This window comes from Muricoccus radiodurans, from assembly GCF_050154705.1.
Classification (GTDB): Bacteria; Pseudomonadota; Alphaproteobacteria; order Acetobacterales; family Acetobacteraceae; genus Roseomonas; species Roseomonas radiodurans.
Map to the genome: position 1 here is coordinate 5,709,852 of NZ_CP189561.1, position 22,119 is coordinate 5,731,970.

General features: G+C 73.9%; 17 protein-coding genes. 8 read left to right on the forward strand and 9 right to left on the reverse strand.

The window, feature by feature from the left end; all coding sequences use genetic code 11:
- The first annotated feature begins 95 nt into the window (after nt 1-95).
- Nucleotides 96-611 carry a hypothetical protein gene (locus ACP6CK_RS26640; RefSeq protein ID WP_426956356.1) on the forward strand — a complete coding sequence of 172 codons (516 nt, stop codon included), beginning with the start codon at nt 96-98 and terminating at the stop codon, nt 609-611.
- Complete coding sequence (locus ACP6CK_RS26645; protein WP_426956357.1) at nt 611-1,744, forward strand: glycosyltransferase family 61 protein; 1,134 nt, start codon at nt 611-613, stop codon at nt 1,742-1,744. The genes ACP6CK_RS26640 and ACP6CK_RS26645 overlap by 1 nt, the downstream gene beginning before the upstream one ends.
- Nucleotides 1,745-1,755: 11 nt before the next feature.
- Here ACP6CK_RS26645 and ACP6CK_RS26650 read toward each other — a convergent pair whose 3' ends face one another.
- Nucleotides 1,756-2,430, reverse strand: coding sequence for a carbonic anhydrase (locus tag ACP6CK_RS26650; RefSeq protein ID WP_426956358.1), 675 nt, complete (start codon nt 2,428-2,430; stop codon nt 1,756-1,758).
- Nucleotides 2,431-2,439: 9 nt separating this feature from the next.
- A complete protein-coding gene (locus ACP6CK_RS26655; RefSeq protein ID WP_426956359.1) occupies nt 2,440-2,994 on the reverse strand; it encodes a Uma2 family endonuclease in 555 nt (184 codons plus the stop codon).
- A 58-nt stretch (nt 2,995-3,052) separates the two neighbouring features.
- Here ACP6CK_RS26655 and ACP6CK_RS26660 point away from each other — a divergent pair, with 58 nt between their 5' ends.
- Entirely contained in the window at nt 3,053-3,820 is a 768-nt protein-coding gene (locus ACP6CK_RS26660) for a hypothetical protein (RefSeq protein WP_426956360.1), read from the forward strand.
- A gap of 14 nt (nt 3,821-3,834) precedes the next feature.
- Here the strand turns inward: ACP6CK_RS26660 and map are convergent, their stop codons facing one another.
- The gene (gene map / locus ACP6CK_RS26665) at nt 3,835-4,638 is read right to left on the reverse strand and encodes a type I methionyl aminopeptidase (protein WP_426956361.1); all 804 of its coding nucleotides are present in this window, start codon (nt 4,636-4,638) and stop codon (nt 3,835-3,837) included.
- Nucleotides 4,639-4,802: 164 nt separating this feature from the next.
- On the opposite strand from map, the gene ACP6CK_RS26670 reads away from it, so the two are divergent.
- On the forward strand, nt 4,803-6,344 hold the full coding sequence (locus tag ACP6CK_RS26670) for an AMP-binding protein (protein WP_426956362.1): 1,542 nt from the start codon (nt 4,803-4,805) through the stop codon (nt 6,342-6,344).
- Complete coding sequence (locus tag ACP6CK_RS26675) at nt 6,341-7,747, forward strand: MFS transporter (RefSeq protein ID WP_426956363.1); 1,407 nt, start codon at nt 6,341-6,343, stop codon at nt 7,745-7,747. Before ACP6CK_RS26670 ends, ACP6CK_RS26675 begins: the two co-directional genes overlap by 4 nt.
- Nucleotides 7,748-7,752: 5 nt before the next feature.
- On the opposite strand, the gene ACP6CK_RS26680 is transcribed toward ACP6CK_RS26675, so the two are convergent.
- Nucleotides 7,753-8,802 carry an alpha/beta fold hydrolase gene (locus ACP6CK_RS26680; protein ID WP_426956364.1) on the reverse strand — a complete coding sequence of 350 codons (1,050 nt, stop codon included), beginning with the start codon at nt 8,800-8,802 and terminating at the stop codon, nt 7,753-7,755.
- 195 nt (nt 8,803-8,997) lie between these two features.
- Here ACP6CK_RS26680 and ACP6CK_RS26685 point away from each other — a divergent pair, with 195 nt between their 5' ends.
- Nucleotides 8,998-14,115: an MG2 domain-containing protein gene (locus tag ACP6CK_RS26685; protein WP_426956365.1), complete on the forward strand. Its 5,118-nt coding sequence runs from the start codon at nt 8,998-9,000 to the stop codon at nt 14,113-14,115.
- A 38-nt stretch (nt 14,116-14,153) separates the two neighbouring features.
- Here the strand turns inward: ACP6CK_RS26685 and ACP6CK_RS26690 are convergent, their stop codons facing one another.
- The gene (locus ACP6CK_RS26690; protein WP_426956366.1) at nt 14,154-14,876 is read right to left on the reverse strand and encodes a lipase family protein; all 723 of its coding nucleotides are present in this window, start codon (nt 14,874-14,876) and stop codon (nt 14,154-14,156) included.
- Nucleotides 14,877-15,036: 160 nt separating this feature from the next.
- On the opposite strand from ACP6CK_RS26690, the gene pbpC reads away from it, so the two are divergent.
- A complete protein-coding gene (gene pbpC, locus ACP6CK_RS26695; protein ID WP_426956367.1) occupies nt 15,037-16,962 on the forward strand; it encodes a penicillin-binding protein 1C in 1,926 nt (641 codons plus the stop codon).
- 87 nt (nt 16,963-17,049) lie between these two features.
- Here the strand turns inward: pbpC and ACP6CK_RS26700 are convergent, their stop codons facing one another.
- The 3 genes from ACP6CK_RS26700 to ACP6CK_RS26710 all read right to left on the reverse strand — a co-directional run bounded on the left by ACP6CK_RS26700 (nt 17,050) and on the right by ACP6CK_RS26710 (nt 20,173).
- The gene (locus ACP6CK_RS26700) at nt 17,050-17,280 is read right to left on the reverse strand and encodes a hypothetical protein (RefSeq protein ID WP_426956368.1); all 231 of its coding nucleotides are present in this window, start codon (nt 17,278-17,280) and stop codon (nt 17,050-17,052) included.
- Between the two features lie 216 nt (nt 17,281-17,496).
- Nucleotides 17,497-19,212, reverse strand: coding sequence for a sensor histidine kinase (locus ACP6CK_RS26705; RefSeq protein ID WP_426956369.1), 1,716 nt, complete (start codon nt 19,210-19,212; stop codon nt 17,497-17,499).
- Nucleotides 19,213-19,492: 280 nt separating this feature from the next.
- On the reverse strand, nt 19,493-20,173 hold the full coding sequence (locus ACP6CK_RS26710) for an RluA family pseudouridine synthase (protein ID WP_426956370.1): 681 nt from the start codon (nt 20,171-20,173) through the stop codon (nt 19,493-19,495).
- Between ACP6CK_RS26710 and ACP6CK_RS26715 the strand changes: the two genes are divergently transcribed.
- Entirely contained in the window at nt 20,172-21,113 is a 942-nt protein-coding gene (locus ACP6CK_RS26715; RefSeq protein ID WP_426956371.1) for a PfkB family carbohydrate kinase, read from the forward strand. The genes ACP6CK_RS26710 and ACP6CK_RS26715 overlap by 2 nt on opposite strands.
- Before the next feature lie 35 nt (nt 21,114-21,148).
- Here the strand turns inward: ACP6CK_RS26715 and ACP6CK_RS26720 are convergent, their stop codons facing one another.
- The gene (locus ACP6CK_RS26720) at nt 21,149-22,033 is read right to left on the reverse strand and encodes a branched-chain amino acid aminotransferase (protein ID WP_426956372.1); all 885 of its coding nucleotides are present in this window, start codon (nt 22,031-22,033) and stop codon (nt 21,149-21,151) included.
- Between the last annotated feature and the right edge of the window lie 86 nt (nt 22,034-22,119).

A 22,119-nucleotide genomic window follows, 5' to 3' on the forward strand; every position in this document is an offset into this window, starting at 1 on the left:
GAGGGGCCCCTGGCAAGGCCGGCGGGCCGCCGGTAGCCTCGCGGCCTCTGTGTTGGCCGCCGGCCGGCGCGCGCCGGTGGAGGGCGAAAAGGGCGATGGACCTGCTTGCGTTCGCCAGCGGCATTGCCGTCCAGGCGGGGGTGGTCCGCTTCGCCGTCCCGGCCTTCGACGACCACTTCGCGGAGACGGTGCCCGCTTCTGTCCGCGCGGACCCCGCACGCTTCGCCTTCGCCGCCGCCGGCCGCGCGGCGCTGCTGTCGCTGCGGCGGGACCTGCTGGTGCGGAGCCTCGCGGTCGGCATCCCCGGGCGCGACGATGCGGCCATCCGGGCCGCCGCGGCGGAGATCCATCCGGAACTGCGCTTCGTGATCTGGCCCAGTGCGGAGGAAGCGGCGGACCGTTCGCATCGCATCCGCTGCCTGCTGCTGGAGGCCGGCGCGGTGGAGCCGGAGAGCCTCGCCCGCCTGGGGACGCTGCCGCCGCCCGATGACCGGCACGGCACGGCCCTCGTCGCCCTGCTCGAGCCGGGCGAGCGGCTGCCCGCGCACCCGGCCTGGGCGGGCGCGACGCATCTCGATCTCCCGGGCTTCACCCTCGCGGTGCGGGTCTGATGACCGCGCGCCCCTTCCCGATCGGAACGATCGCCCGCCTGCCGGTGGTCGCGGACATCGCCGCGCTGACGCAGGCCTCGCGCGGCTGCCTGGAACTGGCGCCGGGCGGGCCGGAGGCCTGCGAGACCTACCCGGCCTTTCGTCAGGGCGCGGAGGTGACGCCGCCGAAGGCCTTCCGCCGCGACCGCCCGCCGCTGCGGATCGGCGTGGTGAGCGGGACAGTGATCCTCGGGGGCGGGGCGGTTCTCGACCCCGAGACCGGGGGGCTGCTCGTCGAGAGCATGGCGGCCGCGTCCGAGGGCACGCTGGGCCGTCCGGACCGGCTGCGGCAGCCGCTGCAGTTCCTCGGCCTGCGGCCGGAGGGCGGGCGCGCCGTGCCGGAGCGGCCCTGGAAGGCGGCGAGGGGGCGGATCGAGGGGCCGGTGTTCCACCTGACCTACCGCACCGACCCGAACTACTCCCACTTCATGACGGAGCTCCTGCCGAAGCTCTACTACTGGCAGCTCCTGCCTGAGCCGCGGCCCCGCCTGCTGCTGTCCGAGGAGGTGGCGGGCCGGCTGCTGCCGCTCCTCGGCCTCTACGGCATCGAGCCGCGGCACGTGGTGACCGTGCCGGCGGTCCGGCAGCCCCCGGTCATCGCGGACCGGGTCTACGTGGCCAACGCGCCGATGCTCCTGCACGCGCCGGTGCTGGCGGCCGTGCGCGGCGCGGCCGGGGGCCCGGCCGCCGGGCCGCGCCGGCTCCACGTGCTGCGCCGGGGCCCGAAGGCCTGGTTCCGCCGCCTGCTGAACGAGGACCGCGTGGGCGGGCTGCTCGGAGCCCGCGGCTTCGTGCCCGTGGTGCTGGAGGACCTCTCCCTGCCGGACCAGGTGGCGCTCTTCCGCGGGGCGGAGTGCGTGGCGGGGGTCTATGGCGGGGGGCTGTTCAACACCGTGTTCAGCCCGCCGTCGCTGCGGCTGCTGAGCCTCACCTCGGCCGAGTATCACCGGGCCGTGCTCGATTCCATGCCGGGGCGGCCGCAAGGGGCGACGGTGGTGGGCGAGGCGTTCTCGACGAAGGTGGACGGGAACAACGCCCCCTTCGTCGTCGATCTGCGGGCCGTGGAGGCGGCCTGCGACCTGCTGCGGTTCTGAGCGGGGCCGCCTCAGCCACGCACGAAGGTCCCGCCGTCCAGGGGCACGAAGCTGCCCGCCGCCTCGTCCAGCACGCGCAGGGCGCCGTCCGCCACGTCGAACCAGGTGCCATGCAGCGCGAGGCTTCCCGCGCGCTCCCGCTCCGCGAGCCAGGGGAAGGTGCGGAGGTTGGCGATGGACTGGCGGATCGCGGCCAGCTCCATGGCGGTCGCGTCCTGCAACGGGTCCACGCCGTCGCAGACGTGGGCCGTCGCCGGGGTGAGGATGTCCATCCAGCGCGCGACGAAGCCGGCTCGGGACGGGTCCACGCCGGCGATCGCGTTCTCCCGGAAGGCGCGGACACCGCCGCAGCGGGCGTGGCCCATCACCACGATGTGGGAGACCTGGAGCACGCGGACCGCGAACTCGATGGCCGCCGATGTGCCGTGGTAGCGGCCGCCCTCCTCGTAGGGAGGGACGAGGTTCGCGACGTTGCGGACCACCAGCATCTCGCCGGCATCGGCGTCGAAGACCACCTCGGGCGCGACGCGGCTGTCCACGCAGGCGATCATCAGGGTGTTCGGCTGCTGCCCGGCCTCGGCCAGGCGGGCGTAGTGGTCGCGTTCCCGACGGAAGCGGGTGTGGCGGAAGCCGAGCCAGCCCTCGATCAGGCGGGCCGGGAAGCCGGCGGGTGGGGTCTGGTCCATGGCGGCGGGCTACTCCCGGTTCAGCCCGTCATGAAGCGCGGCCAGCGGGATGCTGAGGCCGAATTCCGGAAGGTCGAGCGCGTCGCGCACGCGACGCTCGGCGAAGCCGTCGTCGCGGGCGCAGACGAGGGCGAGGGGCTCGTCCTGCACGAGCATCACGTCGCGCCGGAGGCTCAGATGATCGGCGTATTCCGCCCGCTTGATGCCCCGGTCCATGGCAGTGGTGCTGCCGGACATCACCTCGACGATCAGGACGGGGTCCGGCAGGTCGCGCTCGTCGCCGCGCAGGGGCGTGCGGGACACGACGAGGTCGGGGTAGCGGACGCGCGTGCCCCGCGCGGTCATCACCCGCATGTCGGACCGGAAGACCTCGCAGGGCGATCCGCGCAGAGGGGCCGTCAGGGCATCATAAACCCGGTTCGCCAGCCGGGCGTGGCGCAGCGTGCCGTCCGTCATCGCCACGGGCTGCACCCCGTCCCACTCGTAGCGAAGGTCCTGGAAGCGTTCCCAGCCGAGGAACGACTCCAGCGTATCGGGCGGGGTCATGTCGAGGGCGGCGCTCATGCGGCCATGATATAGCCCTGCCCTGGACGGGCGACAGCGGCCCGCGATGGAGGGCGGCATGGCGTCACCCTGGCCCGCGCTGGGTCCGGCCGAGACGATGGTCCTGCTCGACCCGCGGGCCGATGCGCGGGACACGGTGAAGATCGCGCTCACCTCCCTTCTGCTGAAGGGCGTGCTGCGCGCGGGAGAGGTGGCGAAGTCCCGCTGGCTCTTCGGCGGCAGGCACCGCACCCTCTCGCGGGCCGGCCTGTCGGAGACGGCGACGCCCGGGGAGCGCGCCGTCCTCGCCATCATCCCGACCGGCGGTCTCGCGGCGACGCTGGATGACGTGGTCCGCGACCTCCGCACGGCCTTCGGCTCGGGCTTCCGGGGCTTTCCGAAGGAGTGCCTGCTGCCGGACCTCGTCCGGCGCGGGCTGCTGGCGCCGCATCTCCGCCGCCATTGGCTCTTCTTCGCGCGGGTGGACTACGAGCCCACCCCGGCCGGCGAGGCGGAACGGTCGCGCATCCGCGGGCTGATGGAGCGCGCGCGGCGCCTGCCGCCCTTCCTCGCGGAGAACCGGGCCGAAGCCCTGGCCGTGGTCGCGGGCCTCGGCACCGCCATCCTGCTGGTGGAGGAGCTGCGGCCGCACCTGACCGAGCTGCGCGCCCTGCTGCGACCGGAGGCCGCCGACAACGGAGGCGGAGGAGACCTGGGCGACAGCGATCTGCCGGAACTCGACCTGGGCGCCCTTGATGCGTTCGACGGCAGTTTTGATGCGGCCTTCGACGGCGCGGGCGGCGACGGAGGGGGGGATGGCGGTGGGGACGGGGGCGGCGGCAAGTAGGCCGCCGTCCCAGGTCAGGCGTAGGGCGGCTTGTGCAGCCCGGCGGGGGAGAGGGTGAAGACCTCCACGCCCGTCTCGGTCACGCCGACCATGTGCTCGAACTGGGCGGAGAGGGAGCGGTCCCGCGTCACGGCGGTCCAGCCATCGTCCAGGATCTTCACCTCGGGACGGCCGGCATTCACCATCGGCTCGATCGTGAAGAACATGCCGGGCTTGAGGACCGGGCCTTCTCCGGGGCGGCCGAAGTGCAGGACGTTCGGCGGGGCGTGGAACTTGCGGCCGATCCCGTGGCCGCAGAAGTCGCGCACGACGGAGAAGCGGTGGCGCTCCACATAGGACTGGATGGCGTGGCCGATGTCGCCGAGCGTGGCCCCCGGCTTCACCGCCGCGATGCCGCGCATGAGGCTCTCATAGGTCACGTCCAGCAGCAGCCGCGCCTTGGTCGAGGGCTGCCCCGCCACGTACATGCGCGACGTGTCGCCGTGCCAGCCGTCCAGCAGGGGCGTGACGTCGATGTTGATGATGTCGCCCTCGGCCAGCACGCGGTCGCCGGGGATGCCGTGGCAGACGACGTGGTTGATCGAGATGCAGGACGACTTCGTGTAGCCGCGGTAGCCGAGCGTGGCCGGCACCGCCCCGTGGTCGAGCATGAAGTCGTGGCAGAGCTGGTCCAGCGCGCCGGTGGACACGCCTGGCCGGACATGCGGGCCGATCATGTCGAGGCATTCCGCCGCCAGGCGCCCGGCACGGCGCATGCCCTCGAAATCCTCGGGGCCGTGGAGGGGGATGCGGCGCGCTTCGCCGGCCGTCTGGTCCATGGGGCAAAAATGCGCGGCCGGACCGCGCGTTGCAAGGCGCGACCCGGCCGCAGAGGCCGCATGGCGGGTCGGCGCGGAGCGGGACGGGCGTCGCCGGGGCTTCGCGCGGCGCTCCGGCCGGGGCATCTTCGCGCCCCCGCTTATCGCGGCATCAGGGAGGATCGGTGGCGGAGCACGGGCAGGAGAGGGGACCGGCGACGCTGACGGCGCTGCTGGAGGGACGGGCCGCGGAGCGGCCGGACGCGCCGGCGATCCTGGCCGATGGGGCCGCGCCGCTGGCCTATCGCGCCCTGGCGGCTGCGGCGCGGCGGGTGGCCGGCGGGCTGGCGGCCCAGGGGATCGGGCCGGGGGACCGGGTCGCGCTCTGGCTGCCGAACCGGCCCGCGATCCTCGTCCTGCAATTCGCCCTCGCCCGGCTGGGCGCGGTGGCGGTGCACTTGAGCAGCCGCGCGTCGGCGGCGGAGTTGGCAGCGCTGCTCGGGCGGGCGCGGCCCTCGGCCATCGTGACCGAATGGGGCTTCGGCGTGGACTTCCCCGGGATGCTGGCCGAGGCCCTGGCTGATCTCCGCGCCCCACTCCGTTTCGTGGCCGGGCTGGGGGAGGGGCTGCCGCCCCGGCTGGACGGGCTGCCGGTGGTGCCCTGGGCGGTGCTGGACGGGGCGGCGGAGGCCGCCGCCGATCTGGCGACGCCCGAGGCCGCCGTGCTCACCTTCACGACCTCCGGCACGACCGGCACGCCGAAGCTGGCCCTGCACGCCCAGGCGAGCATCGCCGCCCACGCCCGCGATGTCTCTGCCGCGCTCGGCCTGGGAGAGGCGGGCTCGGTCGCGCTGGTTCCGGTGCCGCTCTGTGGGACCTTCGGGCTGTCCCTCGCCATGGCCGCCCTGGCGGGCGGGGCGGCCCTGGTCGCGCCGCCCCGCTTCGAGCCGGCGGCGGCGGACGCCGCGATCCGGCAACACCGCGTGACCCACATGGTGGGCGGCGACGACCTGCTGCTGCGGCTGGCCGAGGCGGCCGGTGGCCAGCCTTATGACTCCATGCGCTTCACCGGCTTCGCCTCCTTCCACCCCGGGGCGGAGCGGGTGGCGGAGGTCTGCGGCGCGCTGGGGATGAACCCGCACGGGCTCTACGGCGCATCCGAGGTGCAGGCGATCTTCGCCGTGCAGGACGAGGTCCACCGGCGTCTGCCGGGCGGCCGGCCGGTCGGGCGCGGCGCGGCCGTCCTGGCGGATGCGGAGGGCGTGCTCTCCTTCCGCGGGCCGTCACTGTTCTGCGGTTATCTCGGCGATCCCGCGGCGACGAAGGCGGCGCTGGCGGACGGGACCTACACCTCCTCGGACCTCGGGGAGGTGCGGCCGGACGGGGGCTTCACCTTCCTCGGGCGGCGGGACGACGCGCTGCGGCTGAGCGGCTTCCTGGTGCAGCCGGCGGAGATCGAGGCGGTGCTCTCCGCCCAGCCGGGCGTCACGGCGGCGATCGTCGTGGGGGCAAGGGGCGGGACGGCGGCGGTGGCCTTCGTCCAGGGCGGCGCCGACCCGGCGGCCCTGCAGGCGGCCTGCGAGGCGGCGCTGCCCCGCCACAAGCGCCCGGCCCGGATCGTGGCGCTGGAGAGCCTGCCGGTGGCGGAGGGCCCGAACGGGGCCAAGCCGCAACGGCGTGCCCTGCGGGAGGAAGCGGACCGGATCCTGGCCGAGGCGCCGGCGTGACGAACTGGCGGGAGGACTCCCGCGTCACCGCCGTGATCGTCGCCTCGGCGCTCATCATGCAGAACCTCGATTCCAGCGTCATCGCGACGGCCCTGCCGGCGATGGCGCGGGAGCTGGGGGCGGACCCGGTGCACCTCTCGGCCGCGATCACGGCCTACCTCATCTCCCTCACCGTCTTCATCCCGATCTCCGGCTGGGTGGCGGACCGCTTCGGGGCGAAGCGGGTCTTCATGGCGGCCATCGCCCTCTTCGCTGTGGCCTCCGCCCTCTGCGGCGTCTCGCGGGACCTGGGGGAGCTCATCGCGGCGCGCGTCTTCCAGGGGCTGGGCGGGGCGATGATGGTCCCGGTGGCGCGGCTGCTGCTGCTGCGCCGCGTGAAGCCCGAGGAGATCGTGCGCGCCACCACCTGGCTGACCATGCCCGGCCTGCTGGGGCCGATCCTCGGCCCGCCCATCGGAGGCGTGCTGACGGACACGGTGTCCTGGCGGGCGGTGTTCTGGATCAACCTGCCGATCGCCGCGATCGGGCTGGTGATGATCTGGCGCTTCGTGCCGGAGCCGGGGACGCCGAAGCCGGCGAAGCTGGACCTTCTGGGCGTCACGCTCATGGGCGGGGCGTTGGCGGCGGCGATGTTCGGGCTGGAGACGATCGGCAAGCGGCTGGTGCCCGTCCCGCTGACCGCGGTCTCGCTGGTGCTGGCGGTGGCGCTGGGGTGGTGGGCGGTGTGGCACGCGCGGCGGGCGGAGAACCCGGCGCTCGATCTCTCCCTCCTGAAGGTTCCTGCCTTCCGCATCCCGCTCTTCGCCGGGACGCTGTTCCGGGTGGGGGCAGGGGCCTCGCCCTTCCTCGTGCCGCTGGCGATGCAGCTGGGCTTCGGGACCTCGGCCACCGTATCCGGCCTCATCACCCTGGCGACGGCGCTGGGGGCGATCACGATGAAGCCGATGACGCAGCGCGCCCTGCGCGCCTTCGGCTTCCGCGACGTGCTCACCTGGAACGCGGTTCTGGTCGCGGCGACGCTGTCGGCGAACGCGCTGTTCAGCCCGGGCTGGCCGCTCTGGGCGGTGTTCCTGGTGCTGGCGTTCGGCGGCCTGTTCCGCAGCCTGGAGTACACGGCGCTGAACGCGCTCGCCTATGTGGAGGTGCCGCACGGCCGGCTCTCCGCCGCGACGTCGCTGATGGCCACCGCGCAGCAATTGTCGGCGGCGCTCGGCGTGACCTGGGGAGCGACGCTGCTCACCGTCTCCACCGCCATCACCGGGCACGACCCGCCGACGATGACGGATTTCGCGGTTGCCTTCGTCGGCGCGGCGATCCCGGCCCTGCTGACGGCGCCCTGGATGTGGCGCCTGCCGTCGGATGCCGGGCTCGCGGCGTCGGGGCACAGGCGGCGGGGGGAGTAGCCCCGCTATTCCGGCGGCGGCAGCGCCGCCATGAAGGCCCGCAACTCGCCAACCCATGTTGCCGCATTGCCCGTGGTGGCGTGTCCCCGCGTCTGCGGCCCGGGCGGGATCACCACCAATCGGGCGCCGGGGATGCGGGCGATGGCGGCCTCCGTCACGCCCGTCTCGGGCGGGTTGCGCTCGTCATCGGCGGCATTGATCGCCAGCACCCGCGCGCGCACGCGGCCGAGATGCGGCTCCGGGTCGTAGTCGCGGGACGCGTCCCACTGATAGACGAAGTCGTTCGCGTCCATCGTCATCGGCGTCGCGAGACGCTGCTCCACCAGCGCGTCGGCCGACGCGCGGTCCGGCGCCGCGGCCTGATACGCGAGCGTGCCGCCATTCGTCGCGATGCCATAAAAGACGTTGGCCAGCCGCAGCGACGGGGGCTGCTGCGTGTAGTTGCCCCCCTGATAGGCAGGGTCCTGCCGGATGCTCTCCACCAGCATCCGGCGCAGCATCCAGTTCCGCGCCGCCATGCCGGTCGGCTGAGAGGCGAGCGGCACGATCGCGTCCATCATGTCGGGATAGGTCGTCGCCCAGACCCAGGCATGCATCCCGCCCATGGAATTACCGAGGATGAGGCGGAGGCGGCGGATGCCCAGGCCCTCCGTCACCAGCCGGTGCTGGGCGAGCACCATGTCGGCGTAGTTGTAGCGGGGGAAGGCGGCCCGCATCCCCTCGGACGGCCGGGCGGAGGCGCCGGTGCCCAGCGCGTCCGGCAGGATGATGAAGTAGCGCGTCGCGTCCAGCGGCTGCCCCGGTCCGAAGAGATGCCCGCCGAACGGCTGCGCGAGGCTGTTCTCCGCCCGTCCGGCCGTGCCGTGCAGGACCAGCACCGCCGGGTTCGCCGGATCGCCGAGGGTGATGTAGCCCAGGCGCAGGTTCGGCAGCGTCTCGCCGGTGTGGAAGCGGAACTCGGGCGCGATCCACTCGCCCCGGCGCTGGGCGGGCTGGGCGATGGCGACGTGGGCCGACAGGAGCACGGCGGCGATCCAGAGCAGTGCGGCGCGCATGGCATTTCCCCTACCGGGCGTTACCCGCCCGCTTCGCTCCTCCGAGCCTAGGGAGGGCCGCCTGGGGCCGCAACGTTCCCGCACGCGACGGTCGCGACAATCTTCCCCGAAATGTCAGGGCGACCACCCCTGCCGACGCATCCTGGGCTCGTGCCATGCTCGCCGCCGCGGAGCCCCGCCCACACGGGAAACAACATGCGCCTCGTCCTCGGCTTCCTCGCGCTCCTGGCCCTCGCGGCCGGGGCGCCCGCCCATGCCCAGAACAGCTTCGACCTGCCCGGCCTGTCGCGTGACAGCGCGCGGTTCGTGTCCGAACTGCAGCGCCGCTTCCCCGCCGGCGCCACGCCGCAGCAGCGCGCGGCCGCCGAGACGCGCGCCGCGCAGGCGGAAGGGCGCCGCGACTGGCCGGCCGCCATCGCGGCCTGGGAGGAGCGGCTGGGCATGCCGGACGCGCGGCCGGAGATGTGGCTCGCGCTCGGCCGCGCCGCGCTGGCGCGCAACCCCGCCGATCCGAACAAGGCGCTTCTCGCGGCGCAGCAGGCCTTCGACCTCGTTCCCGCGGGGCCGCCGGAGATCCCGTCCCTCGCGATGATGGCCGACGCGCTGCGGCGGCAGGAGCGTTGGGTTCCCCTGATCTCCGTGCTGGAGGCGATCGCCGAGCGCGCGCCGAACGACGCGAACAACCGCACCGCCCTCGCCGAGGCGCGTCGCCAGGCCGGCATCCTGCTGCGCCGCGTGCGGACGGAGCCGGAATCCGAGCCGGCGCGGGCCTGCCTCACCTTCACCTCCCCGCCCGCGCGGCGGACCGACTGGCAGCCGGAGGACTGGGTGCGGACGGAGCCGCCCATCCCCGGCCTCGCCGTGACGCGGGAGGAGGATGAGATCTGTCTCGCCGGCATTCCCTGGGGCCGCAACACCCGCGTCGTGCTGCGCGCCGGCATGCCGGGGGAGGCGGGGATCGGGCTGCGGCAGGACCTGCCGATCCTCGTCTCCATGCCGGACCGGCAGGCCCGGATCGGCTTCGATTCCTCCGCCTTCATCCTGCCGCGCGGCGGCCCGGCGCGGGTGGCGGTGGCGACGATGAACGTGCCGGAGCTGGAGCTGCGGCTGGTCCGCGTCACCGAGCGCAACCTGCTGCCGCTGAACCGCAACACCCGCCTGGGCGACACGCTGTCCGGCTACGAGGCTGACGAGATGGCCGAGACCTGGGGCCGCGTGGTCTGGCAGGGCAAGGCGGAAATCCCGCGCTTCCAGCGCAACCAGCCCATGCGGACCGTGCTACCGCTGCCGGATGCGCTGACCTCCTCCGGCCCCGGCCTCTACGCGCTGCTGGCACGCCCGACCGATCCGGAGAACCGTGGCTCGGCGGGTTCCGCGGCCATCGCGATCATGGCGACCGATATCGGCCTGACCGCCTGGCGCGGGCAGGAGGGGCTGGCGGTGCAGGCGCGCTCCCTCGGCACGGCCCGTCCCAAGGCGGGCGTGCGCGTGGCCCTGATGGCGCGCAACAACGACGTGCTGGCCGAGGCCGACACCGGCCCCGACGGCGTGGTTCGCTTCCCCACGGCGCTGATGCGGGGGGAGGGGCCGATGGCGCCGGTCGCCCTGCACGGGCAGGAGGGCGACGACCTCGTCGCGCTCGACCTGGAGACCGCATCCTTCGACCTGTCGGATCGCGGCGTGACGGGGCGCGACTATCCCGGCCCGGTGGACGCCTTCCTCTGGCTGGACCGCGGCATCTACCGGCCCGGCGAGACGGTGAACGTGGCCCTCCTGCCGCGCGACCCCGCCGGGCGCCCCGTGGACCTGCCCATCCGCCTGCGCCTGCGCCGCCCGAACGGCCAGATCGCCGGGGAGGCCGTGCCGACCCGCGGGCCGGAGGGCGCGATCCACTGGCCCGTCACCCTCTCCTCCGGCGCGCCCGTGGGCGGCTGGACGGTGGAGGCGCTGACCGACCCGAACCGCCCGCCCATCGCCCGCATCACCTTCCAGGTGGACGCCTTCGTGCCCGAGCGCCTGGAGGTGAAGGCCGGCCCGGCGCCCGGTCCGCTGGTGGCCGGCACGCCGCTGGAGGTGCCCATCGAGACGCGCTTCCTCTACGGCGCGCCGGGCGCGGGGCTGAGCGGCAATGCGGAGATGCGGATCTCCCCCGATCCAGAGCCCTTCGAGGCCTGGCGCGGCTGGCGCTTCGGCCTGGCGGATGAGCCGCTGGACGGCGGGCTGCAGAGCTTCGACATCCCGGAGAGCGACGATCAGGGCCGCGCGACGCTGACCCTGCAGCTGGAGCGGACGCCCGACGCCTCCCGCCCGCTGCGCGGCGACGTGCAGGTGACGATGGCCGAGCCCGGCGGGCGCGGCAGCAAGGCGAGCTTCGCCGTGCCGATCCGCGGCACCACGCCGATGATCGCGCTGCGCCCGGTCTTCCGGAACGCGAGCGTGGATGACGGCTCGGAGGCGGCGGTGGAGATCGCCCTCGTCTCGCCCAGTGGAGAGGCGCTCTCCGGCAACCTCCGCGCCCGCCTCGTGCGGGAGCGGCCGAGCTGGCGCTTCGTGCTGACCTCGGGCTCCCCGCGCTACGAGACGGTGTGGCGGGACGAGCCGGTGGACTCCGCCGACATCCCCGTGGCGCCCGGCCGCCCCGGCCGCTTCGCGCGCAATGTCGGCTTCGGCCGCTACCGGCTGGAGGTGACGCAGCCCAACGGGCTCGCGATCGCCTCGATCCGGTTCCGCTCGGGCTGGACGGGCTCCGACGATCCGGCGGTGCCGGACAAGGTGGACGTCGCCGCAGACCGCCGCGCCTATTCGGCCGGGGAGTCCGCGCGGCTGCGGATCACGCCGCCCTTCGCCGGGCGTGCGAGCGTCGCCGTGCTGACGGACCGCCTCGTGTCCACGCAGGAGGTGGACGTGCCGGCGGACGGTGCCGAGGTCTCCGTGCCGGTTGACCCGGCCTGGGGTCCCGGCGCCTGGGTGGCCGTGACCGTCTTCCGCCCCGGCGAGACGCCGGTGCCGGGCGGCGCCACGCCGCGCCGCGCCATCGGCCTCACCTGGGTCGGGATCGACCCCGCCGCGCGCACGCTGGAGGTGGCGATCGAGACGCCCGATCTCGTGCGCCCGCGCGGGCGGCTGGAAGTGCCGGTGCGCGTCTCGAACGCCGCCGGGCCGGTGCACCTGACCCTGGCCGCGGTGGATGAGGGCATCCTGCGCCTGACGCGCTTCCAGACGCCCGATCCGGCGCGGCACTTCCTCGGACGGCGGCGTCTCGGGCTGGACATCCGCGACGACTACGGCCGCCTGATCGTGCCGCCGGAGGGCGAGGCCGCGCTGCTCCGCCAGGGCGGCGACGACGACATGGACACGCAGGGCGTGCAGCCGCCGCAGCGCATCGTCTCGCTCTTCTCCGGCATCGTCTCGGCGGGGCCGGACGGGCGGGCGGTGATCCCGCTCGACATCCCCGAGTTCAACGGGGAGATCCGGCTGATGGCCGTCGCCTGGGCGGCGGACCGCGTCGGCTCCGGCGCGCGCTCCGCGACGGTGCGCGACCCGATCGTGGCGGAGACGCTGCTGCCGCGCTTCCTGGCGCCGGGCGACGAGGCGCGGCTGCCGATCCTGCTGCACAACCTCGACCAGCCCGCGGGCCAAGTCGTGGCGCAGGTGCAGGTCGAGGGGCCGCTGGCCGTGGATGGCGGCCGCGTCACCGCCGACCTCGCGCAAGGGGCGCGCGCACTTCCCTTCGCGACGCTGCGTGCCACCGGCGCGGGGGAGGGCGTCATTCGCCTCGCGGTCACGGGGCCCGGCGGCTACAGCGCCACCCATGAGAGCCGGATCACCCTCCGCTCCCCGCGTCCGCTGGCGCGGGAGGTGGTGATCTCCTCCATCGCGCCGAATGGGGCGACGCGCGTGGCGCCGGACCTGACCCGCTTCTACGCGGGCACGACGAGCGTGCGCGCCACCTGGGGCCAGCCGGTGCGCTACGACCCCGCGGCGATGATGCGCTCCGCCGTGGACTTCCCCTTCGCCTGCTCCGAGCAGGTGGCGAGCCGCATCATGGCCCTCTCTGCCTACACGGCGGAGGAGGACCGGGACGCCCGGCTGAACCGCTACGTCGTGATGCTCCTGGACAAGCAGCGCTATGACGGCAGCCTCGGCCTCTGGAGCCAGCAGGGGGAGGCGGACCGCTTCGTCACCGCCTATGGCGCCGAGGCGCTGCTCCGGGCGCGCGCGGCGGGTGCCACGGTGCCGGAGGCGCCGCTGGAGGCGATGCTGAACGCCCTCCGCCAGGGTGCCGACGACGAGAGCGTCAGCGAGCCGCTCGACCGTGCCGTGCAGGCCTATCGCCTGCATGTCCTGGCCATGGCTGGGCGTCCCTTGCCGGGCGCGGCGCGTCGGCTGTTCGAGGGGCTCGACAGCCTGCCGACGCCGCTGTCGAAGGCGCAGCTCGGGGCGGCCTTCGCGCGGATGGGCGACACGCAGCGGGCGGAGGCCGCGTTCGCCGCGGCCCTCAACAACCCGGCGCGCCGGAACTGGCACGCGGATTACGGCAGCACGGCGCGCGATACCCTCGCCGTGACCCTGCTGCTGAAGGAGAGCGGGCTCCTGCCCGCCCGCCTGAACGAGGCGGTGGGGCGCCTGCCCGGGCCGGAGTTCACGCCGATGAACACCTCCACCCAGGAACAGGCCTGGGCGGTGGCGCTTGCCTCCACCCTCGGGCGGGACGGGCGGCCCGCGCGGGTCGTGCTCGCGGGGCAGCCGCTGCCCGTGGCGCCGGTGGTCACGGCGGTGCTGACCGCACCGGCGGAGGCGCGCAACGGCGGCGACCAGCCGCTGTCCCAGGCCGTCTCCGTCGCCGGCCTGACGACCCAGCCGCAGCCGGCGGGGCGGGAGGGGATGCGGATCACCCGCCGCTTCTTCACCCCGCAGGGCGAGCCGCTGAACCTCGACACGCTCCGGCAGAACCAGATGTTCATCCTGCAGATCGAGGCGCGGTCCGAGGACAACGACACGCATCGCAGCATGATCCAGCAGGGCTTGCCGGCGGGGTGGGAGATCGTCGGCCGCTACCCGGAGGGCGCGCAGGCCGGGATGGACTTCCTCGGCGAGTTGACGGCGGCCGAGGCCTTCCCGGCGCTGGACGACCGCTTCGCCGCGGCCGTCACGCTGTCCCCCGGCGAGCCGGTCGCCCGCTACGCCGTGCGGCTGCGGGCGGTGACGGCCGGGCGCTTCGAGCTGCCGGGCGCGGAGGTCCGGGACATGTACCGCCCGACGATCTTCGCCCGGCAGAACAGCGGCCGCATCACGGTCGCGCCGGCACAGTGAGGAAGAGGGGCCGGACCGGCGCCGCCGGTCCGGCGGCGTCAGACGAAGAAGGGATCCACGTCAGACCAGGTGGATTCCAGCACCGCCTGCATGATGGTGTTCTTGCCATGCGCGCCGAGCGTCATGTCGCCGGTGACGGCGTCCTTGTAGCGGTTGTTCAGGGTGATCACGAGGCCGACATGCCCGCCGGCGATCCCGTGCATGCTCACCTTGTCCTCGGTGATGCGGAAGTTCAGGCCGGGCGTGTCACTGCCCGCCTTCGACTTGATCGTCCGCACCATCATCTGCGGCTTGAAGATGTTGATGTGCGCGGCCTTGATCACGTGGGCCATGGCCGGCGCGTTGAAGGTCACGAAGGGCACCTCCTCCCACAGCCCGGCCACCTGGGCGAGGCCGCCGCCGAGGGAGTGGCCGGTGATCGAGACGCGACGGCCCTGGGCCATCGCCTTCGCGGCCTTGAGCATCTTGCGCGCGCCCGTCGCCTGGTTCGGCAGGATGCGCAGCCCGATCTTCAGATCCGCCCCGAGGTCGGCGAGGAACTTCCCTTTCTGCTTCGGATTCGTTCCGCAGCAGCCGACGACGACGTCCGTGCTGTTCTGCCAGATGCCGCCCTGGAAGCCGTTGCCGAAGAGCGTGCCCGTCTCCCACTTCTGCACCGTCCAGTCGTCCACCATGTGGCCCGGCGGGTCGGCGTAGTACTGGTTCGTCGAGGTGAAGTACGCGGCGTAGGCGATCTTCGCGTAGTTGAAGCAGGTGGTCATCGATCCTCCGGCGCGCCCTCTCCGCGGCGCGGCCCGAGCGTAGCCGGTAGCCGTGAAGATTCCACCCCATGGAATAATCGTAATGAAACCGGCGGCTGATCGGCGCCCGCCCGGACGCCGTGCTGTCGGGTGGCGGGCTCTTCTCTTCGGCGCGCTTGTGTTGCCGCCGATCGGGCTGGTCGGCGCCTGGGCGGCGGATCGCTGGCTGCCGCCAGACCTCTCGCGCCTCGAGGCCACCGGCCGCGTGGTGGTGGACCGGGAGGGCCGCGTGCTCGCCGCGCTGCCCGCGCCGGGCGGCGTCTGGCGCCTGCCGGTGGAGGCCGCCGACGTGCCGCCGCACCTCGTGGACCTGCTCGTCGCGGCCGAGGACCGGCGCTTCCGCTGGCACCCCGGCGTGGACCCGATCGCGCTGACACGCGCGGCGGCGCAGTGGGTGCGGGCGGGACGCGTGGTCTCCGGCGGCTCCACCCTGTCCATGCAGGCGGCGCGGCTGCTGGAGCCGCGGCCGCGCACGCTCCGCAGCAAGGCCATCGAGGCGCTGCGCGCGATGCAGCTCGAATGGCGCTACGGCAAGGCGGGCGTGCTGCGCATCTGGCTGACCCTGGCGCCCATGGGTGGCAACCTGGAGGGGGTGCGGGCGGGCTCGCTCGCCTGGTTCGGGCGCCCGGTGGAGCGGGTGAGCGTCGCCGAGGCCGCCTTCCTCGTCGCCGTGCCGCGCCGGCCGGAGGCGCTGCGTCCCGACCGCCACCCGAGCGAGGCGCTCACAGCACGGGACGCGGTGCTGCTTCGCCGCGGCGCCCCCGCGCTGCCCGACTGGGAACGCCGCGCCGCCCTGGCCGAGGCGGTGCCGGTGGAGCGCCGCCGGATGCCCGGGCTGGCGCCGCATCTCGCGCGGGAGGTGGTGCGGGGCGCGTCCGGCGGCGTCGTGCGAACCTCGCTCGATCAGCCCCTGCAGCGCGCGGCGGAGGAGCTGGCGCGCGAGGTGCTGCACGACCTGCCGCCGCGCGCCTCGGTGGCGATGGTCATCGCTGATCTCCAGACCCGCGAGATCCGGGCCCTGGTCGGCGGCGACTGGATGGCGGAGGGGCGGGCCGGGGCGCTCGACCTGACGCGCGCCGTCCGGTCACCGGGATCGGCCCTGAAGCCGCTGCTCTACGCGATGGCCTTCGAGCGCGGGCTGGCGGCACCGGGCACGGTCATGGAAGACCTGCCGCGCCGCTTCGGCGACTACGCGCCGCACAACTTCCAGCGGGACTTCTCCGGACATGTCACCGCGGCCTCCGCGCTTCGGCAGTCGCTGAACCTGCCGGCGGTGGCGCTGATGGAGGCGCTGGGACCGCTTCGCTTCGCCTCGGCGCTCAAGACCGCGGGGGTCACGTTGCGCCTGCCGCCCGGCGCGGGCGCGGCGCTGCCCCTGGCCCTCGGCGGCGCGGGGATGACGCTGCGGGAACTCGTGGCCGTGACGGCCGCGATCGGCGATGGCGGTCGCGGCGGGCCCCTCCGGCTGGCACCCGGACGCGCGTCAACGGAGTTGGTCGTGCAGCCCGCGTCGGCGGCCGCGGTGGCGGCGATCCTGACGCACAACTTCCCCACGGGGGGACCGGGCGGGGTCGCCTGGAAAACCGGCACTTCATGGGGCGGGCGCGACGCCTGGGCGGTGGGCTTCGACCAGCGACACGTTGCGGGAATCTGGGTCGGCCGGCCGGACGGAACGCCGATCCCCGGCGCCACCGGGCGGTCCCTGGCCCTGCCGGTCCTCGCGCGGGCCTTCCAACTCCTGCCGGCGGCGCCGCGGCCGCGGCCGGACGCCGTTCGGGCGGAACCCGCGCCGCGCGGGCCGCTCGACGGGCTGCGCCTGCTCTTCCCGCCGCCGAACGCCGCGGTGGACGAGGGGGCGATGACCATCCGCGCGGCCGGGGGGCAGCGGCCGCTCACCTTCCTGGTGGACGGCGTGCCTCTGCCGGCCGCCGCCGCACGGCGGGAGGTGTCATGGTCGCCGCCGGGCCCGGGCTTCTACCGCGTGACGGTGTTGGACGCGACGGGACAGGCGGCGACCGCCCCGATCCGGGTGCGTCCGCCCGAATAGGGCCGGCCGAGGCGGACCGCGACGCGACCGTGTTCCCACGCGGCCGTGGGACGCCGGTTCCCCGACGTCCCCGCCCCGCCGAGGTAGCTATCCGGCGATCTGGTCCGGGGCCGGCCCTGCGGTTTCGCCGCGGATCGTCGCAATCATCGCGCCCGCGACATGGCGGGGGTCCTGGTGGTAGAGCGTGGCCAGCATCAGCGTGAGCACGCTCTCCACCACCGGCATGTTCTCGGCGAAGGCGTAACGGGCAAGCTCTTCGATGTGCTGAATGGTGTCAGCGTTGGGGCCGGTGGCCCGATCGTCGAAGGTCCTTGGCATGGGGTGCTCCATTGGCCTTCCTCGTTGCGTGTTCTGAGACGCCCTTTATCCGTTCGGGCCCGTTTTGATTGCCTGAACTTTAACAAATGCAACCTAAAGCAACTCAGACGTCAACAAAGAAACCTCTCTGATCCGAGTCTCATTTTGCGAGAACCCCGGCCGAGGTGCTGAAGGGGCCCGGATGCACAGCCGAGCCGCTTGGCCTGAGCTTGGGCATCAGCCCTCCGCGCCTGGCGCTGCGCCGTCCCGCGGCTGCCAGGTGATCAGGAAGGCGGTGCCTGGGCCGGACACCCGCTCGAACCCCGCCCCGATGGCGCGCAGCAGACTGTCCACCACGGTCATGCCGAGGCCGCGCCGGGCCCCGTCCGGCAGGCCGGCCCCGTCGTCGCCGACCCGCAGCGTGAAGCCGCTGCCGGCGCGACGAAGCGTCATGTGCACCCGCCCCGGAGCGCGGCCGACGAAGGCGTATTTGAGGGAGTTCGTCGCCAGCTCGTTCACCACCAGGGCGATCTTCACCGCGATGTCGGCGGGCACCTCGATCGGCTCCAGGTCGGTGTCCATCTGGGTGGAGCGCCCCTCCTGGAGGTCGCGGCTCGCCAGCGCGCGCGCGAACTTCGTCAGCATCTGATCGAGCGAGACGGTCTGACCGCCCCCGTCGTGCAGCAGCTCGTAGGTGAGGCCGATTGCCAGCATCCGGCCCTGGGCCGCGCGCAGGGCCTGCAGCGCCGCATGGTCCGACAGGTGCCGCTCCTGCAGCCGCAGGAACGAGATCACGAGGGAGAGGTGGTTCTTGATGCGGTGATGCGCCTCCCGCAGCAGCAGGTCGCGCAGCCGGATCGCCTCGTCCCGCGTGGCGCGGGCGGCGCCCAGGCGGCGGACGAGGCCGGCGATCTCGGCCGGGGCCTGCTCGTCCAACGCCTCCGGCATGCCGCCGGCATCGGCGGATTCCAGCCGGCGCATGGCGGATTCCAGGGGCGCGAAGACGAAGCGCTGCATCGCCCAGAACAGCGCCGCGAGCCCGGCCAGCAGCACGGCCGCCAGCAGCAGGGGCGGGATCGCCACCTCCAGCGGCGCGGCCGCGCCGACGAAGGATTCGGGCACCTCGGCGATGAGCAGCAGGTCCTCCGTCGCGCGCGCGGCGACGAGGAGATGTCCCTCCACCATCGCGACGCCGGCCCCGGCCGGGTTCGGCGCGCTGAGCGACAGGAGCAGCGCGTCCGGGAGCGGGGGCAGCGCACTCTCGGGGCCGACGAGCGTGGCGTTGGTGCCGGCCGAATCCTGCAGCCAGACGCGCAGGTCCCGGATGGGCGGCAGGAAGCGCCGGGTGATCTCGCGCAGGTCGGCGAGCGTGACCACGGCGGTGGTGCTGCCGGCATATCGCCCGTCCCGTCGCAGCGGGTGGCCGATGCCGATCAGGCTGCCGGTCCCTGCCGGCCCGGGCTCGAGCGTGCCGATGACCGGGCGGCCGGTGAGCTCGGCGGCGCGGATCAGGGGACTGTCGCTCGCGATCGTGCCGACCGCCTCGCGCTGGGTGCCGCAGGTGATGCGGCGCTGCGTGTCCACGAAAAGCAGGTTGCGGACGAAGGCGGACATGCTGAGGAAGGCGGCGTCGAGCGCCGCCTGGCAGGCCGCGGGGTCACGGTCCAGCGGCGCGGTGGCCGCGAGCACCGCGATGCCCTGGCTGGTCTGCGCGAGGACGGAGCCGATCCGTTCCGCGAGCCGCTGCGTCTCGGTGGTCGCGATCGCCTCGTTGCGCCCGGCCAGGGTGCTGGCCTGCCACCAGGCATAGAGCCCGGCGCCGACGAGGATCGCGAGGGAGATGCAGCCGTAGACGAAGGCGAGTCGCTGGCCGAGGCTGCGCGGGCGCGTCCGCGCGGGGGCATCCTCGCCGATGTCACCCTCATCGGCGGGCGTGGCTGGCAGGCTCTGCACGCCTTCCTGCATCGATCTCCGCTCTCAGCGCCATCGGTGTGGCAGGCGGAATGCGGGTCGTCAAACAAGCGTGATGGTGAAAACGCCGATGCTCGGCCGCAAAGAGAACGGCTCGTCTCTTTCATCGCCGGCGATGGCGAAAGAGCCACATCCGCACGTCCCGCAGCGGGCCATCCGAGGAGGATGAACGGCCGCTCCAGTCCAGGACCGGCCCGCGTGGCTCCACCCAGCATCGCCGGATCTCCGGCACCGTGAGTTCGGTCGGACGCGCATTGCCCGTCTATCCGGACCAGCCGCAGCGACGGAAGGCCGGCCTCATCGCCGGGGGCACCGGGGCCGTCGCCGCCAGCGGCGGGTCGAGCGGCAGCGCGATACCGCGGGCCAGAAGGTGCATCCCGCCCTCCGCCGGCTTTCCGTAGAGGGGATCCCCGAGGATCGGGCAGCCCAGCCCGGCGAGGTGAACGCGAAGCTGGTGCGTGCGGCCGGTGGCCGGGCGAAGTTCCAACCAGGTGAGATGGTCTCCGCGGCCGCGCACGCGCCACGCCGTCCGGGCGGGCTGGCCTTCCGGGTGCTGCTCCATCCGCCAGCCCTCCGCGCGCGTGCTGACCTTCCGGAGCGGCGCGTCCACGATGCCGCTCTCGCCGGGCGGGCTGCCGCGCACGACGGCCCAGTAGGTCTTCTCCGCGCCGCGCCCGGCGAAGAGCGCGTTCAGCGCGGCCAGCGCCGGCTTCGTGCGGCCGAGGACGAGGCAGCCGGCCGTGTCCATGTCCAGCCGGTGCGCGGGCTGCGGAAGATGCCGCTTGCCGAGCTGCAGCAGGGGCAGCCAGTCCTCCAGGCTTTCACCTCCGCGCGGGCCGCGATGAACCGGCAGCCCGGCGGGCTTGTCGAGGACGAGCGCATCGGGCCGGATGAGGAGGAGCTTGCTACGCAGCCACTCCGGCAGGGAAAGAGGATCACGCATGGCCGAGACGAAGAAGGCGACGGTGATCTGCCTGGGGCAAGTGGTGACCGACCACACCTTCCGCGTGGAGGAGGCGGAGCTGCCGCCCTCCAAGGTCACGGCGCGCGGCTATCACCGGGTGGTGGGCGGCATGGCGGCGAACGCGGCCATCGCGGTGGCGCGGCTGGGCGGCCGGGCCGTCTTCTGGGGCCGCGTGGGCGCGGACGAGGCGGGGGAGGAACTGCGCGACGCCCTGACGGCGGAGGGCGTGGACGCGGAGGGGCTGCTGCTGGCCAAGGGCGCCCGCACGCCGCTCTCGGCGGTGATCGTGGACAAGCGGGGGGAGAGGAGCATCGTGACCTATCGCGGGGAGGGCCTGCCGACCGACCCCGGCCGCCTGCCGCTGGAGTTGATCGAGGAGGCCGATTCGCTGCTCTGCGACCCGCGCTGGCCCGAGGGGGCGGAGGCCGCGTTCCGGCGGGCGCAGGAGCGCGGCGTTCCGAGCGCGATGGACGCTGAGAAGAGCGAGGCGCGCATCCTGCACGCCCTCGTGCCGCTGACGGACCACGCGATCTTCGCCAAGACCGGCCTGTCCATCTTCCATTCCGGCAAGCCGGAGGAGGGGCTCGCCCGCGCCCTGAAGGCGGGCCCGCTGAAGCTGGCCGCCGTCACGCTGGGGGAGCACGGGACGCTCTGGATGACCCCGGAGATGGAGAAGCCCGCGACCCAGCCCGCCTTTCCGGTGGATGCCACGAACACGACCGGGGCGGGCGACGTGTTCCACGGCGCCTTCGCCCTCGCGATCGGGGAGGGGATGGAGACCGAGGCGGCGCTGCGCTTCGCCTCCGCCGCCGGGGCCCTGCGGGCGCGGGACGGCGAGACCCCGGACCGCGCGGCGGTGGACAAGCTGCTGGAGGGGACGACCGACCGACCGCGGGTGCGGCACCGGCGGAAGAGCTGAGGCCGGGGACGGTCCCGGCCTCGGTCCACCCCGCGTCAGGCGGCCGCCGGCCGCCCTCCCGACGTCTTCGGCAGGATGCGCGACCCCTCCGCCCACTCGAAGTAGAGGCGCCGCGCCTCGGCCGCGACGGGGCCGGGCTGCATGTGGTTCTCGGCGTAGCGGGTGCAGGGCTGGACCTTGCCGAAATTGCCGGTCGCGAAGATCTCGTCCGCCGTGTCCAGCATGGCGGTCGTGACGATGCATTCCCGCACCTCGCGGCCGGCGTCCCGCAGCAGCTGCATGACGCGGGCGCGGGTGATGCCGGCCAGGAAGGTGCCGTTCGCGCGCGGCGTCATGACCACGCCGTCCTTCACCATCATCAGGTTGGCGGCGGCGAACTCGGCCACGTTGCCCTCGTGGTCGCAGACCACGGCCATGTCGAAGCCCTGCGCCTTCGCCCAGGACGTGGCACGGGCGGAGTTCGGATAGAGGGCGCTCGCCTTCGCATCCGTCGGCGCCATGTCAGCGGCAGGGCGGCGGAAGGGGGCGGTGACGGCGGTGAAGCCCGTCGCCGGCGGCAGCGGCGCGTCGTAGATGGCGAGGACGAACTCCGTGCTGCTGGCATCCGGCTGGGCGGCGCCAAGCCCGCGGCGGACGAAGAACTGCGGGCGGATGTAGAGCTCCGCCTCCGGCCCCATGCGGCGCACGCCCTCGCGGCAGAGCGCCTCGATCTCCTCCGCCGTCTTGGTCGGCTCCATCAGCATGTTCTTCGCGGACTGCACGGCGCGGCGGCAGTGCAGGTCCAGGTCGGGGACGGTGCCGCGGATGGCCCGCGCCCCGTCGAAGACGACGGAGCCCAGCCAGAAGGCATGGTCCATGGGGCCGAGAATCTTCGGCTCCTCGGTGTACCACTGCCCCTCATGCCAGAAGACGCCGGCCATGACCCGTTTTCCTTCCCCGTGTGAGGGGGCGGAACCTCGCACGCGCGGGCGGAGGGGTGAAGGGCGGGCGCACTTGGTTGCGGAGC

Excerpts from the sequence above, each read along its gene's own strand:
- ACP6CK_RS26640 (WP_426956356.1), top strand. The coding sequence starts at position 96 with ATGGACCTGCTTGCGTTCGCCAGCGGCATTGCCGTCCAGGCGGGGGTG.
- ACP6CK_RS26655 (WP_426956359.1), bottom strand. The coding sequence starts at position 2,994 with ATGAGCGCCGCCCTCGACATGACCCCGCCCGATACGCTGGAGTCGTTC.
- ACP6CK_RS26690 (WP_426956366.1), bottom strand. The coding sequence starts at position 14,876 with ATGACCACCTGCTTCAACTACGCGAAGATCGCCTACGCCGCGTACTTC.
- ACP6CK_RS26685 (WP_426956365.1), top strand. The coding sequence starts at position 8,998 with ATGCGCCTCGTCCTCGGCTTCCTCGCGCTCCTGGCCCTCGCGGCCGGG.
- ACP6CK_RS26720 (WP_426956372.1), bottom strand. The coding sequence starts at position 22,033 with ATGGCCGGCGTCTTCTGGCATGAGGGGCAGTGGTACACCGAGGAGCCG.
- ACP6CK_RS26710 (WP_426956370.1), bottom strand. The coding sequence starts at position 20,173 with ATGCGTGATCCTCTTTCCCTGCCGGAGTGGCTGCGTAGCAAGCTCCTC.
- ACP6CK_RS26715 (WP_426956371.1), top strand. The coding sequence starts at position 20,172 with ATGGCCGAGACGAAGAAGGCGACGGTGATCTGCCTGGGGCAAGTGGTG.
- ACP6CK_RS26660 (WP_426956360.1), top strand. The coding sequence starts at position 3,053 with ATGGCGTCACCCTGGCCCGCGCTGGGTCCGGCCGAGACGATGGTCCTG.
- ACP6CK_RS26645 (WP_426956357.1), top strand. The coding sequence starts at position 611 with ATGACCGCGCGCCCCTTCCCGATCGGAACGATCGCCCGCCTGCCGGTG.
- ACP6CK_RS26700 (WP_426956368.1), bottom strand. The coding sequence starts at position 17,280 with ATGCCAAGGACCTTCGACGATCGGGCCACCGGCCCCAACGCTGACACC.
- map (WP_426956361.1), bottom strand. The coding sequence starts at position 4,638 with ATGGACCAGACGGCCGGCGAAGCGCGCCGCATCCCCCTCCACGGCCCC.
- ACP6CK_RS26680 (WP_426956364.1), bottom strand. The coding sequence starts at position 8,802 with ATGCGCGCCGCACTGCTCTGGATCGCCGCCGTGCTCCTGTCGGCCCAC.
- ACP6CK_RS26650 (WP_426956358.1), bottom strand. The coding sequence starts at position 2,430 with ATGGACCAGACCCCACCCGCCGGCTTCCCGGCCCGCCTGATCGAGGGC.